This window comes from Leptospirillum ferrooxidans C2-3 (genome assembly GCF_000284315.1).
Lineage (GTDB): Bacteria > Nitrospirota > Leptospirillia > Leptospirillales > Leptospirillaceae > Leptospirillum > Leptospirillum ferrooxidans.
Genome location: NC_017094.1, coordinates 1,974,195 through 1,988,796, shown reverse-complemented (window position 1 = coordinate 1,988,796; position 14,602 = coordinate 1,974,195). Strand labels below are relative to the sequence as shown.

Annotated in this window: 16 protein-coding genes; 13 read left to right on the top strand and 3 right to left on the bottom strand. The window is 52.2% G+C overall.

Translation table 11 applies throughout. The annotated features are described in order from the left end of the window. Window positions 1-8: 8 nt before the first annotated feature. The 11 genes from ispG (at window position 9) to rnc (ending at window position 9,348) form a co-directional block, all read left to right on the top strand. Window positions 9-1,154, top strand: coding sequence for a flavodoxin-dependent (E)-4-hydroxy-3-methylbut-2-enyl-diphosphate synthase (ispG, locus tag LFE_RS10000; RefSeq protein WP_014450104.1), 1,146 nt, complete (start codon window positions 9-11; stop codon window positions 1,152-1,154). Next, window positions 1,151-2,413, top strand: coding sequence for a proline--tRNA ligase (gene proS / locus LFE_RS09995; protein WP_014450103.1), 1,263 nt, complete (start codon window positions 1,151-1,153; stop codon window positions 2,411-2,413). Before ispG ends, proS begins: the two co-directional genes overlap by 4 nt. Before the next feature lie 68 nt (window positions 2,414-2,481). Then, window positions 2,482-2,970, top strand: a complete 489-nt coding sequence (locus LFE_RS13220) for a YceD family protein (RefSeq protein ID WP_014450102.1) — start codon at window positions 2,482-2,484, stop codon at window positions 2,968-2,970. Between the two features lie 181 nt (window positions 2,971-3,151). After that, window positions 3,152-3,334, top strand: a complete 183-nt coding sequence (gene rpmF, locus LFE_RS09985) for a 50S ribosomal protein L32 (RefSeq protein WP_014450101.1) — start codon at window positions 3,152-3,154, stop codon at window positions 3,332-3,334. Window positions 3,335-3,346: 12 nt separating this feature from the next. Continuing rightward, on the top strand, window positions 3,347-4,333 hold the full coding sequence (gene plsX / locus LFE_RS09980; RefSeq protein WP_041774352.1) for a phosphate acyltransferase PlsX: 987 nt from the start codon (window positions 3,347-3,349) through the stop codon (window positions 4,331-4,333). Beyond that, a complete protein-coding gene (locus tag LFE_RS09975; RefSeq protein ID WP_014450099.1) occupies window positions 4,333-5,358 on the top strand; it encodes a beta-ketoacyl-ACP synthase III in 1,026 nt (341 codons plus the stop codon). The genes plsX and LFE_RS09975 overlap by 1 nt, the downstream gene beginning before the upstream one ends. Continuing rightward, window positions 5,355-6,266 (top strand): ACP S-malonyltransferase, encoded by a 912-nt coding sequence (fabD, locus tag LFE_RS09970; RefSeq protein ID WP_014450098.1) that lies wholly within the window; start codon window positions 5,355-5,357, stop codon window positions 6,264-6,266. The genes LFE_RS09975 and fabD overlap by 4 nt, the downstream gene beginning before the upstream one ends. Continuing rightward, entirely contained in the window at window positions 6,233-7,012 is a 780-nt protein-coding gene (gene fabG / locus LFE_RS09965; protein ID WP_014450097.1) for a 3-oxoacyl-[acyl-carrier-protein] reductase, read from the top strand. The genes fabD and fabG overlap by 34 nt, the downstream gene beginning before the upstream one ends. 100 nt (window positions 7,013-7,112) lie before the next feature. Continuing rightward, window positions 7,113-7,343, top strand: coding sequence for an acyl carrier protein (acpP, locus tag LFE_RS09960; protein ID WP_014450096.1), 231 nt, complete (start codon window positions 7,113-7,115; stop codon window positions 7,341-7,343). Next, window positions 7,343-8,593 carry a beta-ketoacyl-ACP synthase II gene (gene fabF / locus LFE_RS09955; RefSeq protein ID WP_014450095.1) on the top strand — a complete coding sequence of 417 codons (1,251 nt, stop codon included), beginning with the start codon at window positions 7,343-7,345 and terminating at the stop codon, window positions 8,591-8,593. Before acpP ends, fabF begins: the two co-directional genes overlap by 1 nt. Window positions 8,594-8,622: 29 nt before the next feature. Continuing rightward, window positions 8,623-9,348, top strand: coding sequence for a ribonuclease III (rnc, locus tag LFE_RS09950; protein WP_014450094.1), 726 nt, complete (start codon window positions 8,623-8,625; stop codon window positions 9,346-9,348). Window positions 9,349-9,389: 41 nt separating this feature from the next. On the opposite strand, the gene LFE_RS09945 is transcribed toward rnc, so the two are convergent. The 3 genes from LFE_RS09945 to LFE_RS09935 all read right to left on the bottom strand — a co-directional run bounded on the left by LFE_RS09945 (window position 9,390) and on the right by LFE_RS09935 (window position 12,438). Then, complete coding sequence (locus LFE_RS09945) at window positions 9,390-9,869, bottom strand: GNAT family N-acetyltransferase (RefSeq protein WP_014450093.1); 480 nt, start codon at window positions 9,867-9,869, stop codon at window positions 9,390-9,392. Between the two features lie 147 nt (window positions 9,870-10,016). Then, window positions 10,017-11,177, bottom strand: coding sequence for a PorV/PorQ family protein (locus LFE_RS09940; RefSeq protein WP_014450092.1), 1,161 nt, complete (start codon window positions 11,175-11,177; stop codon window positions 10,017-10,019). Window positions 11,178-11,274: 97 nt separating this feature from the next. Next, window positions 11,275-12,438: a hypothetical protein gene (locus LFE_RS09935; RefSeq protein WP_014450091.1), complete on the bottom strand. Its 1,164-nt coding sequence runs from the start codon at window positions 12,436-12,438 to the stop codon at window positions 11,275-11,277. A gap of 394 nt (window positions 12,439-12,832) precedes the next feature. On the opposite strand from LFE_RS09935, the gene purM reads away from it, so the two are divergent. Together purM and purN are read left to right on the top strand one after the other, a co-directional pair. Continuing rightward, window positions 12,833-13,888, top strand: a complete 1,056-nt coding sequence (gene purM, locus LFE_RS09930) for a phosphoribosylformylglycinamidine cyclo-ligase (protein ID WP_014450090.1) — start codon at window positions 12,833-12,835, stop codon at window positions 13,886-13,888. After that, on the top strand, window positions 13,872-14,555 hold the full coding sequence (purN, locus tag LFE_RS09925; RefSeq protein WP_014450089.1) for a phosphoribosylglycinamide formyltransferase: 684 nt from the start codon (window positions 13,872-13,874) through the stop codon (window positions 14,553-14,555). The genes purM and purN overlap by 17 nt, the downstream gene beginning before the upstream one ends. Window positions 14,556-14,602 lie beyond the last annotated feature (47 nt).

Sequence of the window (14,602 nt, the reverse complement as noted above, 5' to 3'; positions counted from 1 at the left end):
ACGAAAATATGAAAATCAATCGTAAAAAAACACGCAGGATCAATGTTGGTTCCGTTCCGATCGGGGATGGTGCACCGGTCGCAATCCAGTCCATGACAACGACCGATACGAGAGACATCGAGGCCACCGTTTCCCAAATCGAATCCCTGGCCACGGTCGGATGTGAAATTATCCGCCTTGCCGTCGTCGACATGGAGGCTGCCGAGGCGGTCGGCAAGATTCGTCTCAGGTCCCCGATTCCGATCGTTGCCGATATTCATTTTGACTATCACCTTGCGCTCAAGGTTCTCGACGGAGCGATTGATGCCGTCCGGATCAACCCTGGAAACATCGGCAATCAGAACAAGGTCCGTGCCATTGTTGACAGATGCCGTGACCGGGGAATCCCCATCCGAATCGGAGTCAACGCCGGAAGTCTCGAGAATGATCTCCTTGAACGATACGGTCATCCAACACCAGAGGCCATGGTTGAGTCGGCTCTTGGACATGTCCATTTGCTGGAAAAGGAAAACTTTCACGATATCAAGATTTCCCTGAAAGCGTCGAATGTTCCCGATACCATTGATGCGTATACCCTGATGTCAGAGCGCTGTGATTATCCTCTTCATATCGGTGTGTCAGAGGCGGGCCCCCTGCTTTCGGGGACGGTCAAGTCATCTGTCGGACTGGGATACCTTCTTGCGAACGGCATTGGCGATACCATCAGGGTCTCTCTTGCGGCCGATCCTGCTGAAGAGGTCAAAGTCGCCTGGGGGATTCTCAAATCACTTGGTCTCCGTTCCAGAGGAGTCAATATCATTGCCTGTCCAACCTGCGGCCGCCTTGAAATCGATGTAGTCGGGATTGCCCAGCGTGTTGAGGAGAGATTGGCTCATATTTCGGAAACGATGGATGTCTCCATCCTTGGCTGTGTGGTCAACGGTATCGGCGAAGGGAAGGAAGCGGATCTCGGAATCGCCGGTGGGCAGGGAGTGGGCATCTATTTTGAAAATGGAGAGGTCGTCAAGAAAATCAAGGACGTCGAGATCGAGGAGTTTATTATTGCCAAGGTCGAAGAAAGGGTCGAGAAGATGCGGAAAGAGGGTATCGATCCCAATGCGAATCCGCTGAAAAACGGTTTGCCAATGCATCCTGCCATGGGAGGGGCCCGTTGAGATCCCTCTCGGATCCTTTTTTGACGTTGCATGAAGACCCGTCGGATGCAGAGGTCGCAAGTCACAAGCTGATGCTTCGTGCGGGCTTCATTCACAAGCTGGCGGGGGGAATCTATACATACCTGCCTTCGGCTGTGCGAGTCCTTCGAAAGATCGAGTCCATTGTCAGGAAGGAGATGAACCGGGCAGGGGGGCTTGAGATCCTGATGCCATCTCTGCAGCCTGCCGATCTCTGGGAGTCAACAGGTCGTTGGGAAAAGTATGGAAAAGAGCTTTTTCGCCTTTCGGATCGCCATGAACGCTCTTTTGCCCTGGGTCCGACACATGAGGAGGTTGTTACCAGCCTGATTGGAGGGCTAGTTGGCTCCTATCGTCAACTTCCTGTTCTTGTCTATCAGATCCAGACAAAATTCAGGGATGAGATCCGCCCTCGCTTTGGCCTTTTGCGTGGTCGGGAATTTATCATGAAGGATGCCTATTCCTTTTCAACAAGCGAAGAAGATGCGAAGGCCATTTACCAAAAAATGCAGGAGGCCTACAAGGAAATTTTCCGCAAACTTGGTCTTCGTGCCCGAATGGTCGAAGCCGACTCCGGTCTGATAGGAGGCAATCTCTCCCATGAGTTCATGATCATGGCTCCGTCAGGTGAAGATACCGTTATTTCCTGTTCCAGCTGTGACTGGGCCGCCAACATTGAAAAAGCGGAAGGAATCACCACCTGCCCTGTTTGTCAGGCTGATGTTTCCCGGGTAACGGCTATTGAAGTTGGCCACGTCTTCTACCTTGGTCACAAATACAGTTTGCCCATGAACGGCCTTTTTTCGGACCAGGATGGGCAGGAAAAGCCCTTCGTCATGGGATGTTATGGAATCGGAATGTCACGTCTTCTGGCGTGTGCTATCGAGCAATCCCATGATGAAAAAGGAATCATCTGGCCCGTTTCCATGGCCCCTTTTCAGATATCAGTCCTTCCTCTGGGCCCGGTGGCGAGCGAGAATCCGTCGGTGATCTCGATGATCGAAGATCTCGAAAGCCGATTTCCGGACGAGGTCTATATTGATGACAGGGATCTTCGTGCAGGGGTGAAATTTGGTGATGCGGACCTAAAGGGATTTCCGGTGCAGGTGATTTGCGGAGAGAAGAATCTGGCTGCCGGGAAAGTGGAGATCAAGGTGCGCAAAACAGGAGAGCGTGAAATCCTTGGCTTTGCGGATGTCCCTACCCGGATTTCAGAGATTTTGAAAACCCTTGCCGGCTGAAGACGGGATCTTTTGAAACACATTGCAAATGTCCAACCTTTGACCATTCAGAAAAGAAGGCTTGACACATGTCTGATCGGCCGATAGAATCCGATGTTCCTCTTTACCGGGCACATCTTGACCAAATTCCTGATGAGCGTAAAGGTGGAGAGCTAACCCTATCGGGTGAAATCCTTGCGTCGAAGCTCTGGGGCGAAGAGTTTTCCGGATCCGAAGTGTTTTTCTCCGCAGGCCTTTTTAGACAAGGAACGGATGTTCTAGTCAGGTCGGAGATTCGCTACAAGGTCAACATTGAGTGTGTCCGTTGCCTTGCGATCTTTCCCGTGTCGGGAGAATTGACCGAGCGGAGCCTTTTTATCCATAGAAAAAAAGGTGGTCCAACCTATCCGGAAAACGAGCAGTATGAGAATGATGGGTGGATCGATCTTTTTCCATGGATTCGTGAGTTGATCCTGGTCAGTCTGCCGGAATACCCGCTATGCAGAGAAGATTGCCTCGGATTGTGTGAGGTCTGCCGAAAAAGTCTGAACGACGGAGGTTGTATCTGTCCCTCATAGGGAGAGGCTACCCTTCAGGAATTTTCATCGGCGCATTGATTGGCCGCAAATGACGAAATCTGCCAGTTTCCCTATTCTGGTTGATTCCGAGGGAATGGATGTTCCCGCCAAATTGAAAGAAGAATTCGCTTTTTTCTTTTTGTTCGATTAATGATAGACAGATGACAAGGAGTTTTTGACCATGGCACATCCAAAAACCAAAATCTCGAGAACCCGCAGGGACAAGAGAAGAACACATAAAAAACTGACCATCGGAGCCCATGTGCTCTGTCCGTCCTGTGGTATGACAAAACGCCCCCACTATGTTTGTCTCGCCTGCGGGACTTACAAGAACAGGGCTGTTATCCGGGTCAAGAACGGCTAAATCATCCCCTTGATGAAGATTGCCATTGATGCGATGGGAGGGGATCTTGGCCCTCCGCCCCTGGTTTCGGGAGCCGCAATGGCATACCGGAGTTTAGGGGTTTTGCCTGTTTTGGTCGGCAATCGTCCGGACCTTGAGAAGACTATCGCTACTCTGGGATTGAAAGATATTCCCTTTACCATTGCTGACGCCTCCGATACGATCCTGATGTCTGATGGTGCCACAGATGTTCGAAGGCGAAAGGAATCTTCCATCTGGGTTGCGACTTCGCTTTTGAAGGACGGAGCTGTGGAGGCGGTCATTTCTGCAGGCCATTCCGGAGCATCGATGGCGACGGCGCTTTTTGTTCTGGGAAGAATCAAGGGCATAGACCGTCCTGCCATTGCAACGATCCTTCCTCACCGCAAGGGAGCATTTGTTCTCCTTGATGCGGGTGCCAATGTTGACTGCAAGCCCCATCACCTTCTTCAGTTCGCAAGAATGGGCCATGAGTACGCCCGGATGGCCCTCAACATTGACAAGCCGAGGGTTGCCCTTTTGTCAAACGGAGAAGAGGATGGCAAGGGAAATGAGCTTGTGCGGGAAACCGCCGAGCTGATGCGGACAACAGGCTTTCCGTTTGCGGGAAATATCGAGGGGCGGGAACTCTTTGAAGGTGGGGCGGATGTGGTTGTGACCGACGGATTTGTCGGGAATGTTGTCCTCAAGACCGCGGAAGGACTGGCGGATAGTCTGATGACCATGGTTCGTGAGGCGGTCCTCTCCTCTCCCCTGGCACGTGTCGGAGGACTTCTGATTCGCCCGGCCCTTTCCCGTATGAAGAAGAGAATTGACTATGCAGAATACGGCGGTGCTCCTCTACTCGGTGTGAACGGTCCCTTTTTCATCTGTCACGGAAAGTCTTCGGATCTGGCGATCTTTAACGCATTTCGGGTTGCGAAATCGGTGGCTTCGGGGGATCTTGTCTCCCGCCTTTCGAAAATTCAGGAAAGTCTGTGATGGATCCTCTGGTATCGATTGTTTCAGGAACAGGATCCTATGCTCCTGACCGGATCATGACGAATTTTGATCTTGAGTCGATTGTCGAGACATCCGATTCCTGGATCAGGGAGCGAACCGGCATCGGTGAAAGGCGAATTGCGGCACCTGGCCAGGCTACATCTGATCTGGCGGTTCTTGCCGGAAAAAAGGCTTTGGAAATGGCGGGAATTTCCGGGGCGGATCTTGACGGAATCATTGTTGCGACGACGACTCCGGACATGCCCTTTCCTTCCACCGCATGTCTTGTCCAGAGGGATCTCGGCGCGGGGAAGGCCTTTGCTTTCGACCTGAATGCCGTGTGTTCCGGTTTTGTCTATGCCCTTAAAGTTGCCGACTCAATGATCAAAAGCGGTTCTGCCCAAAAAATCCTTGTGATTGGTGCAGAGGTGATGTCCCGATATCTGGACTGGGAGGACCGGACAACGTGTGTGCTTTTTGGTGATGGGGCCGGAGCATTGGTGTTGTCCGCATCATCAGATCCCCGATCCCGTGGAGTGGGCAAAATGGCTCTTCACGCCGACGGGGCAGGATGGGAGATGATCTATGTTCCAGGTGGTGGATCCCGATTGCCAGCTTCCAGCGAGGTGGTCGCCCAGAATCTGACCAAGATACGGATGAAAGGGGCTGAAACCTTCAAGATGGCGGTTCGGACGATCGAATCTTCCATCAGGGAGGTGCTGGCACTGGAAGGACTCACTCCTTCGGATATTGACTGGGTGATCCCCCATCAGGCAAACGGAAGGATTCTGGGTGCAGTGGGTCAACGTCTTGGAATTTCGGAAGACCGTTTCTGCCTGAATATCGAACGTTATGGAAATACTTCAGCCGCCTCTATTCCGGTTGCCCTTGATGAAGCCGTCAGAAGCGGACGGATTGCAAAAGGAGATCGGGTTGTGGTAACGGCATTCGGTGCGGGTGTGACATGGGGATCCGGGTTGTTGACATGGGAGATGGATCGTTTTTCTCCGGAGGACAGCAAGTGAAAGCATGGATATTCCCGGGACAGGGTTCCCAGTACGTCAACATGGCGGCCTCTTTTGACCGGCCTGCCGAACGGGATCTGATCCGTCGGTCAGGGGAGTTGCTGAATGTTGACATGGAGGCGATTCTCTCCGGAAAGGACAACCTTCTTGATCAGACCCAATGGACCCAACCGGCACTTCTGCTCCTCTCAACACTGTATTCCGGCCGGGTGAGCGAGACACTGAAGGTCTTTCCGGATCTTGTCCTTGGACATTCTTTGGGGGAATATTCTGCTTTGGTTCTGGCCGGGGCGTTGTCCTTTGAGGAGACACTCATTGCCGTTCACAAGCGTGGTTCTTTTATGCAGGAGGCCGTTCCACAAGGTGAAGGTCTGATGGCGGCGGTTCTTGGAATGGAACGATCCGCACTCGTGGATATTCTGGAGGAGATCCGAAAGGCCTCTTCTCCTTCGGCCGGCTTTATCGGAGCGGCCAACTTCAACAGTCCTGGCCAGATTGTGATTGCCGGAACCCGGTCTCTGGTCGAAGACTCCTTTGAGACATTAAGAAAGGCAGGCGCCAGAAAAATCGTTCCCTTGTCGGTTTCGGTCCCTTCCCATACTCCGCTTATGGATGGTGCAGCCAAAAAAATGGAAGAGGTTTTGGACCGGATGACATGGAAGGCTCCCCGATGTCCCGTGATTTCAAACCAGACGGCAACGGCCTCTTCTGATCCGTCCGAGCTGAAGATCCGCCTGGTCGAACAGATTCGAAAACCGGTACTTTGGGAGGACTGCGTCAGGGAGGCCATAAGACTTGGTGCGACATCCTTCCTTGAGGTTGGCCCTGGATCCGTTTTAACAGGACTTGGAAAAAAGATCGCGAAAGAGGCCGAGTGGCTTTCGTCAGATCGACCGGGGTCCTTATGAGGAGTCCCTTTGATCTGAGCGGTAAGGTTTCACTGGTGACCGGAGCTGCCCGGGGAATCGGTCTCTCAACGGCATTGGCCCTTCATGCCGCCGGGGCTCATGTCTATTTCGGTGTTCGCTCCGAAAACGTTGAGCTTGCGGAAATGATAAAAGGTCTTTCCGGAAGGGGAGAGCAACTGCTTATGGATGTATCGGATCCCGATTCGATCAGCCATGGAGTTGAGACTCTCTTGAATCGTTCCGGGCGCATTGATATTCTTGTGAACAATGCCGGGATCGTCAGGGATGGTCTGATGGTCCGGATGAAAGACGAGGATTTCCTTTCCGTGATCGAGACCAACCTCGTCGGCCCTTTCCGGTTGATGAGGCAGGTTCTTCGCCCCATGATGAAGGAGAGATTCGGACGGATCATCTCCATTTCTTCCGTTGTTGGAACGACAGGCAATCCGGGACAGGCCAATTATGCCGCGTCTAAGGGCGGGCTTGTGGCCATGTCGAAAAGTGTCGCTCTGGAGGTTGCATCTCGTGGAATTACGGTGAATGTGGTGGCACCGGGGTTTACCGAGACGGACATGACCAGGGAACTCCCGGACAAGGTTCGTGAGGGTGCTCTCTCGCGGATTCCCGCAGGGAGATTTGGATTGTCATCGGAAGTGGCTGCTGCCGTTGTGTATCTCGCCAGCGCGGAAGCCGGTTATGTGACAGGACAGACGATTCATGTCAATGGCGGAATCGCTCTCGTCTGATCGCCGGGATGCGGCCCTACCGGCACCCCTTTGGGGTCGCAGGGCCGAGGAAACAGTTTGAATTGTTGGCGAAAGGATCGCCCTAAAGGAGTGTTTAGGTATGGCTATTGATGAGCGCGTAAAAAAAATTATCTCGGAGCAACTTGGTGTCGAGATGAGTGAAGTTCAGCCGGAATCCCATTTTGTCGAGGATCTGGGTGCCGATTCCCTCGATACTGTTGAGTTGGTCATGGCTCTTGAGGAAGAGTTCGGAATTGAAATTCCTGATGAGGATGCGGAAAAGATTGCAACTGTCCAGAGTGCAGTCGACTATATCAGCGAGCGGGTTTGATGTCAGGCTCCGGGCACCGGCGGGTCGTTGTCACCGGGATGGGAATGCTGTCTCCTCTGGGCAATTCTGTTTCCGAGACATGGAAAAACCTTCTGGCCGGGCGCTCGGGGATCGGTCCGATCACCCGGTTTGACAGCACCGGTTTTCCGGTGACCTTTGCCGGGGAGGTTCGGGGCTTTGAACCATCGGACTGGACCGATCGAAAAGAAGTCAAGAAAATGGATCTCTTTATTCTCTATGCCCTTGCTGCCGCAAAGATGGCCTTTAACGATTCCGGTCTTGTGGTTACAGATCAAAATCGGGATCGGATGGGTGTCTATGTTGGTTCCGGCATCGGAGGTCTTTCGGGTATCGAGCATTATCACTCGGCTCTTCTGGAAGGTGGTCCAAGGAAAGTCTCTCCATTTTTTATTCCCATGGTCATTATCAATCTGGCCTCGGGCCAGATCGGTATCCATTTGAATCTTGCTGGTCCGAATTCCTGTGCGGTCAGCGCCTGTGCAACCGGAACGCATTGCATTGGCGACGCGATGCATATTATCCGCAGGGGAGATGCCGATGTCATGCTGGCAGGCGGGACCGAATCAGCGATATGTGATTTGACGATTGCAGGATTTGCCTCATCAAAAGCCCTTTCCACCCGAAATGATGATCCTGCGACCGCTTCCAGGCCTTTTGACAGGGACAGGGACGGATTTGTTCTCTCTGAAGGGGCCGGTGTGGTGGTCCTTGAGGAGTACGAGCATGCCCGCAAGAGGGGTGCCCGTATTTACGGTGAAATTCTGGGCTACGGTCTGACCGGAGATGCCTACCATATCACCTCACCGCCGGAAGATGCCAATGGAGCTGTCCGTTGTATGGAGATGGCCCTCAATATGGCAGGGATACCCAAAGATCAGGTGACCCACATCAATGCCCATGCAACATCCACCTTCGCCGACAAACTGGAAACTTTTGCCATCAAGAAAGTTTTTGGGGACCATAGCAGGAAGCTGACAGTCAGCGCCACAAAGTCGATGACTGGCCATCTTTTGGGGGGTGCCGGCGGGATCGAGAGCATTTTTTGTCTGATGGCGATCAATGAAAAAGTTGTTCCCCCCACTATGAACATTGTGAACCAGGATCCGGATTGCGATCTGGATTATGTCGCCAATGAAGCCAGACAGATGCCAGTCCGTTATGCATTGAAAAACTCTTTTGGGTTTGGCGGGACAAATGCGGCGCTGGTTTTTGGCAGTGTCGATTCATAGGAGGTCACCTCTCCGGAAGGGTAAAGCCTTTGACTCCCCGATACTCAACCCAGAGAAGTCTCAATGAGCTTGAGTCCGCACTCAACTATCGTTTCGGGAAGATTGATCTTCTGCAGGATGCTCTTACCCACAAGTCGTATATGGCGGATCCACGCCAGGGTCGTCAATCCAATAACGAACGTCTCGAGTTTTTAGGGGATACTGTCCTCGGGTTGGTCATAGCGGAACATCTCATGTCCACCCACCCGGACTATCCTGAGGGAACCCTTTCAAAGTTCAAGGGCCGCATCGTCTCGGAACCGTCACTGGCGGAGATTTCCCGTACTCTGGATATCGGATCCTACCTGCGTGTCGGAAAAGGGGAGGAACTGACTCAGGGGCGAGAAAAAAGCTCGATTCTTGCCGATGCACTGGAAGCCGTTATTGCCGCAATCTATCTCGACGGGGGACTGGCTGCGGCAAGGGCATTTATCCTGACCCACTTCAAGAAGGCGATCGAGACGACGGTATCAGTTGCCTCCATTCTGGATTACAAGACGGACCTTCAGGAGTATTGCCAAAGGGAGCTTGAAATCCTTCCCCAATACGAGATCGTCGCCCAGCGTGGTCCCGACCATCAGAAGGAGTTTGATGTGCAGGTCCTGATTCGGGGCAGGTCTTATGGGGAGGGAAGCGGCAGGTCCAAAAAGGAGGCTGAGCAAAAAGCGGCTCAGGCGGCCTTGGCCCGTCTTGCTCGAACTACCCGGGACCTTTAGTCCTTCTCAGAGTTTTCCGGTTCATCCTTCGACCTTCTTACTTATCTTCCCTCGCTGTTCTGGAAAACCCCCTTTCGGAAAATCCGCATTGCGGAGCGGAACCACCCGTTTCGAATGTAGAACTTTTTTGCTCCGAGGTTCCGGTCATCTGCAGAAAGTTGCATCCTGAGGGCTCCGTGTTCGATGGCCCAGGCTTGGCATTGTGCAAGTAGCTCAGTTCCAATCCCCATTCTTCTGGAATCAGGAAGAACCACGACATCTTCGATCTGGGCCGACAGCCCGCCTTCAGAGGTCGATATCAGAAGTTGAACCGTTGCCATTGCGAGAATCCGGTTGATCTTCTCTTCCCGGCAAAGAAAAACCACCGAATGGTCCGAATCGATCAGGAGGTGCAGTCCTGCCGCTTGTCTTTCGGGATCGTATCGGAACTCATTTTCAATTTCAAAGAGGATCTTGAGAAGCTCCAAGAGGTCAGGAATGTCGCTTTTTGCGGCTTGTTCGAACGAAAGTGACTGTTTCATTTTTGATCTTTCCGATGGGCCAAATGTGGATTGGATTCCGATTCCATCAGGTGAGGGTGGGAGGGGTGTAAAATCCTTGGGTGAACCGGACAGGAACTCTCTGACTCACCCAAGGTTCGAATGGTTGTTCAAAAACGTTTTGATCTGTTACATCCAGCCAAAGGCCACCTGAAGCGAAATTATATGATCTGGGCTCTGTCCCGGAACGACTCCGGCCTCTTCGGTGTAGTAGGTGGCATTGACCTCTACGGCCCAGAGGTCGACTCCGACTCCCACGGTGGGATATCCCTGGTACATTCCGGCGGAAAGAGTGAGAATCTCGGGAAACTGGTACTGGATTCCCATATGGGTATGAAGCCAGAGGGAGTCTCCTGTGTAGTAAAGATAGTTTCCCACATCATCATAGTCGATGTCGAAGAGAAGCCTTCCGAATCCGATATCAGGATCGAGGCCGACTCCGGCATTGATGATTTCGGGGATGTTTCCTCCGGCTCCGAAATCCGCCGATCCGATGTTCTGGATGGTTGCGCCGATGGTCGGATTCAGGGGAAGGTCGAAGTGATAGATCGCTCCGAGATTGGCATCAAGTCCAAATCCGTTGGTCATGTTTTTGGTCAGGATGCTGCTGCCGCTGGAAGAGGCCTGGGCGGCTGAAAGCTCGGGAATGTCCAGGAAGTACTGCTCAAGTCCCATGAGCGTTCCACCAATCTGGAGATGATGGTCCATGAATCCATAGGCTCCGGAGACGACCACTCCTGTGTCGGAAAGGGTTGCGATCGAGGCCAGGTTGTTTGTCGTGACGACAGGGTTGGCACTTGCCATGACCTGGTTGTTCGTGAGAAGGCCGATGGAAAAATCATGGGTTGTATAGTTTGAGTAGTCTCCCACACGGGCATAGAGAGATTGGCCGGCATAGGTGTTGAACGTGTTGATGAATGCCGCGGTCTGTGCTGTTCCGGAGAGGTTCGTATCACTTTTAAAGGAATTGTACATATTCAGAAAATCGGGATAGGTCATGTCAGCGGTTATGTTGATCAGCTTGAAAGAGGATGTCTGGATATTGTCGAGGCCGGCCGGGTTATAGAAAACGGCATTTTCATCATCGGCGACGGCCGTGAATGCTCCGCCCATTCCGAGCGGGATCGTTCCCTGGTAGAGGAAGGGGTTTTGCTCGAACAGTGCGGTTCCCGCAAGACCGCTGGGTGCCGCCCAAGCGGAAGTGACCCCGAAGGCTCCCAGCATGAACGCTCCGATGATTCCGGGAAGCGAGAGGAGCCATTTTTTTGGGCTGATAAGAGTGTTTTTCATTGTTCCATCCTGTCTTGTTGGGTCTTTTCGATTGTCCCCGAGAAAACTGTTGATAGTTCTTTTGTCGGTCGAATGTCTCATATGGGTGAGATTTCCTTTAAATCTGGGCCATGTAGTTTGAAACGATTGCTAAAATATTGGAAGAAGATGGAGCCGTTGTGGGGGCTGTTTCCTGGGTGCTGGATGGGCAGCTACCTCCGACTGTCCAGGAACAACTGAGAAGCGTGTTTAAAAACTCATAGGCGGAATTGGTGACTGTTTGCCCTGCGGATGTTGCACCTAGGGAGCTTAGAATCGTTGGAAGAACTTCGACAAGACCCGGAGGGGCGATCGTGGTGTAGGAGGCTGAAATCGATCCGGAGAGTGTTCCGCATGGATCTGTGATGGAGGATGTTGCTCCATTATAAAGAAGATTGCAGATATCATCGACGATCGCGGGATTATTTACGAGATCGGTGTTTAATGTGGATGCCGAAAGATTTTGTGTACAGCTTGCTGTTCCGGCTGTTCCGGACTGGAGTGTGGCGTTGGCGGTGCACAGCTCGAAGACCGGAGTGGGCAGTGCTGTGTTGTAGGTCAGTCCGCTCTGGTACGAGATGGCGGTCATGATATAGGCAGAGACATCGATCATGTACATGGAAGCCAGTCCGGCATCACAGGTTGAGGAAGCTCCCGACTGGCAGTTCGCCTCGGTGAGACCCGCGTTGACGAGAAGTTCGATCGCGGCCTGGAGGTTTTTTACCCCATCCATGGTACAAGTGTTGTTTGTGGCGCAGGATATCGCCTGGGAGATGGATGTGAGTGTCTGGTTGGCGGTGGGGTTGCCTGTGGCATCGGCGATCAGTGTTGCCAGAATCTGATTCGAGTCTTCTCCCGAAAGGCTGGCTGAAGCGATCTGGTTCAGCCCGGTCTGGGTGGTCGACGATGTCTGGACCGCCGCTACGGTCGTGACGTTGGATGATGTTCCTGTTGCAAGGTAGGCGTCTGAAAGAATGATTGTGGATGTCGTGTCGGGACAGGTGTTCTGCGGGCAATAAGGCTGAAGCGCAGAAATGGCGGCGGAGTAATTGCTGTTCTTGATGTCTGTTGAGGCAATCGATTCCGCTCCGGCGAGTGTTCCTGTTCCATTTCCGGAAACGCCATTGAACATGTTGCCGTTACCGCAGGCAGATGAAGACAGAAAAATCGCAGCAGCCAGAAGCATGGCCGGGATAGATGATTTTTGGTGCAGACATTTCTGGGGGGTTGGGCGGGGTTCCATTACGGTCTCTCCTTGGTTGACGCTCGTTGTACCAATAAACAATGTCAGAAAATAGTAAGAATTCGTTATGATTGCCGACTTTTCATACGATTTCGCTCGGCAGTCATCATACCATCAGGTCAAAGCGTTGTCATTGTATAGTATTTATAATAATATATTTTTATGGTTTGTGGTTCTCTGGAGGACTGACCTGCGGTGTTGCCGGTGGCGTTTTCCATGGACCATCTCTTTTGCAGGGCCAGGCTATTTGAACTTCCAGAAGACTTTGGTTATTGTTGAAAGGTTTTCTTAAGTGTTTTTCACCTCTCTTTCCGGATTGTTGTCAAAGGGATTTTGACGGATATTTTTTCTTCTAAAAACATATCGGTTGTCTTGAGCATTATGAGGAGGGGTTTTGGGCGAAAAAAGCGGGGAAGAGCATTATGAGAAGGCCGGCGTATCGATCGATCGGGGAAATAAGTGGGTTGATGCGATAAAACCATTGGCTGCCTCGACAAACCGAAAGGGGGTTGTGTCGGGTGTTGGCGGTTTTGCGGGGCTTTTCAGACCTGACTGGAAGCAGTATGAGGATCCCATCCTGCTCTCGGGAACCGATGGTGTCGGTACGAAACTCAAGGTTGCCGAGTGGGCAAATCGCCATGATTCGATCGGGATAGATCTGGTCGCCATGTGTGTTAATGATATCGTCGTCATGGGAGCCGAGCCGCTCTATTTTCTGGACTATTATGCTTCAGGAAGGCTCGATCTCTCTTCGGGAAAGGCTATCCTTGAAGGAATTGCGGAAGGATGCCGGCAGGCAGGTGCTGCTCTTCTGGGTGGGGAAACCGCCGAGATGCCAGGTGTTTATCCGCCGGGTGGATATGACCTTGCTGGTTTTGCCGTGGGAATTGCAGACCGAAAGAAAATCGTCGATGGAAAAAAGCTTGAGCCTGGACACGCTGTTTATGGCATCGCATCGACCGGTGTGCACTCCAACGGGTTTTCTCTTGTCCGCAAGATTCTGATCGAGGATGGGGGCATCAGGCCCCAGGACCGGGTTCCGTTTGATCCGGAGAAGACCTGGGCAGATCTTCTTTTGGCCCCGACCCGTATTTATGTTTCTCTGGTTCTCGAGCTCCTTCGCCGTTTTTCTGTTACAGGTCTCGTCCATGTGACGGGCGGCGGAATTACGGAAAATGTTCCCCGAATTCTTCCAGCGACGATGTCTGCAAGAATCAATCCCCGAGCCTGGCCTCGTCCGGCACTTTTCTCCGATCTGCAGGAGCGGGGGGCGGTCACTTCACGGGAGATGTTTCGGGTTTTCAACATGGGAATCGGTCTTGTCATCATGATCCCTCCCTCGGAAAAAGAATTGTTTGAGAAATACCTCTCGGAGAAGGGGGAGTCCTGGTATTTGCTTGGTGAAATCATTCCTGGCGGGGGAGAAGTGGTTTATGACCGATCCTTCTGATCAGAGGGGAAAAGACAGTTTGGGAGCGTCCAGAAAACTTCGTCTGGCTCTTTTTGCCTCCGGTTCGGGAACGAATGCTGAAGCGATCATCAAGGCCTGCCAAAAAGGAGAACTTGGACCACTTCCGCTGGTCGATCCTGTCGTTATTGTCTGCGACAAGCCTGGTGCTCGTGTTCTTGACCGGGCGAGGGAGCTTGGTGTTCCGGCACTCCTCTTTCCATCGAAGGATTTTTCTTCTCGAGAGAGCCATGAAAAGGCCATTCTGACAGAGCTCTCCAGGCTGGATGTCGAGGCGATTGCTCTTGCAGGCTATATGCGCATTATCGGGAAAGCTCTTATTGAAGCTTTTCCCGGAAAGATCCTCAATATCCATCCATCCCTTCTTCCAAGCTTTCCGGGAATGGCGGCACATCGGCAGGCCATCGACTACGGTGTCCGTTTTACGGGGGTTACCGTACACATTGTGGATGAGGGAATGGACACTGGTCCCATTATTCTTCAAAAGGTGGCACCGATCCTGGAAGGAGATACCGAGGAAATCCTTTCGGAGAGGATGAGACCCCTGGAGCATCAGGCCTATATTGAAGCGATTTCCCATTTATCGAAAGGGACAATGCGTATTGTTGGACGGAAGGTAATTCTGGGGGAATCTCAATCGGGGGGATGAATGCAAGATTATTGATCTTTTTTGTTTCCATTTCCAAAATGCGCTTG

What these genes read in the sequence shown, in the direction of transcription:
- ispG (WP_014450104.1), top strand. Translation starts at nt 9, where the DNA reads ATGAAAATCAATCGTAAAAAAACACGCAGGATCAATGTTGGTTCCGTT.
- LFE_RS13220 (WP_014450102.1), top strand. Translation starts at nt 2,482, where the DNA reads ATGTCTGATCGGCCGATAGAATCCGATGTTCCTCTTTACCGGGCACAT.
- rpmF (WP_014450101.1), top strand. Translation starts at nt 3,152, where the DNA reads ATGGCACATCCAAAAACCAAAATCTCGAGAACCCGCAGGGACAAGAGA.
- plsX (WP_041774352.1), top strand. Translation starts at nt 3,347, where the DNA reads ATGAAGATTGCCATTGATGCGATGGGAGGGGATCTTGGCCCTCCGCCC.
- LFE_RS09975 (WP_014450099.1), top strand. Translation starts at nt 4,333, where the DNA reads ATGGATCCTCTGGTATCGATTGTTTCAGGAACAGGATCCTATGCTCCT.
- acpP (WP_014450096.1), top strand. Translation starts at nt 7,113, where the DNA reads ATGGCTATTGATGAGCGCGTAAAAAAAATTATCTCGGAGCAACTTGGT.
- fabF (WP_014450095.1), top strand. Translation starts at nt 7,343, where the DNA reads ATGTCAGGCTCCGGGCACCGGCGGGTCGTTGTCACCGGGATGGGAATG.
- LFE_RS09945 (WP_014450093.1), bottom strand. Translation starts at nt 9,869, where the DNA reads ATGAAACAGTCACTTTCGTTCGAACAAGCCGCAAAAAGCGACATTCCT.
- LFE_RS09940 (WP_014450092.1), bottom strand. Translation starts at nt 11,177, where the DNA reads ATGAAAAACACTCTTATCAGCCCAAAAAAATGGCTCCTCTCGCTTCCC.
- LFE_RS09935 (WP_014450091.1), bottom strand. Translation starts at nt 12,438, where the DNA reads ATGGAACCCCGCCCAACCCCCCAGAAATGTCTGCACCAAAAATCATCT.
- purN (WP_014450089.1), top strand. Translation starts at nt 13,872, where the DNA reads ATGACCGATCCTTCTGATCAGAGGGGAAAAGACAGTTTGGGAGCGTCC.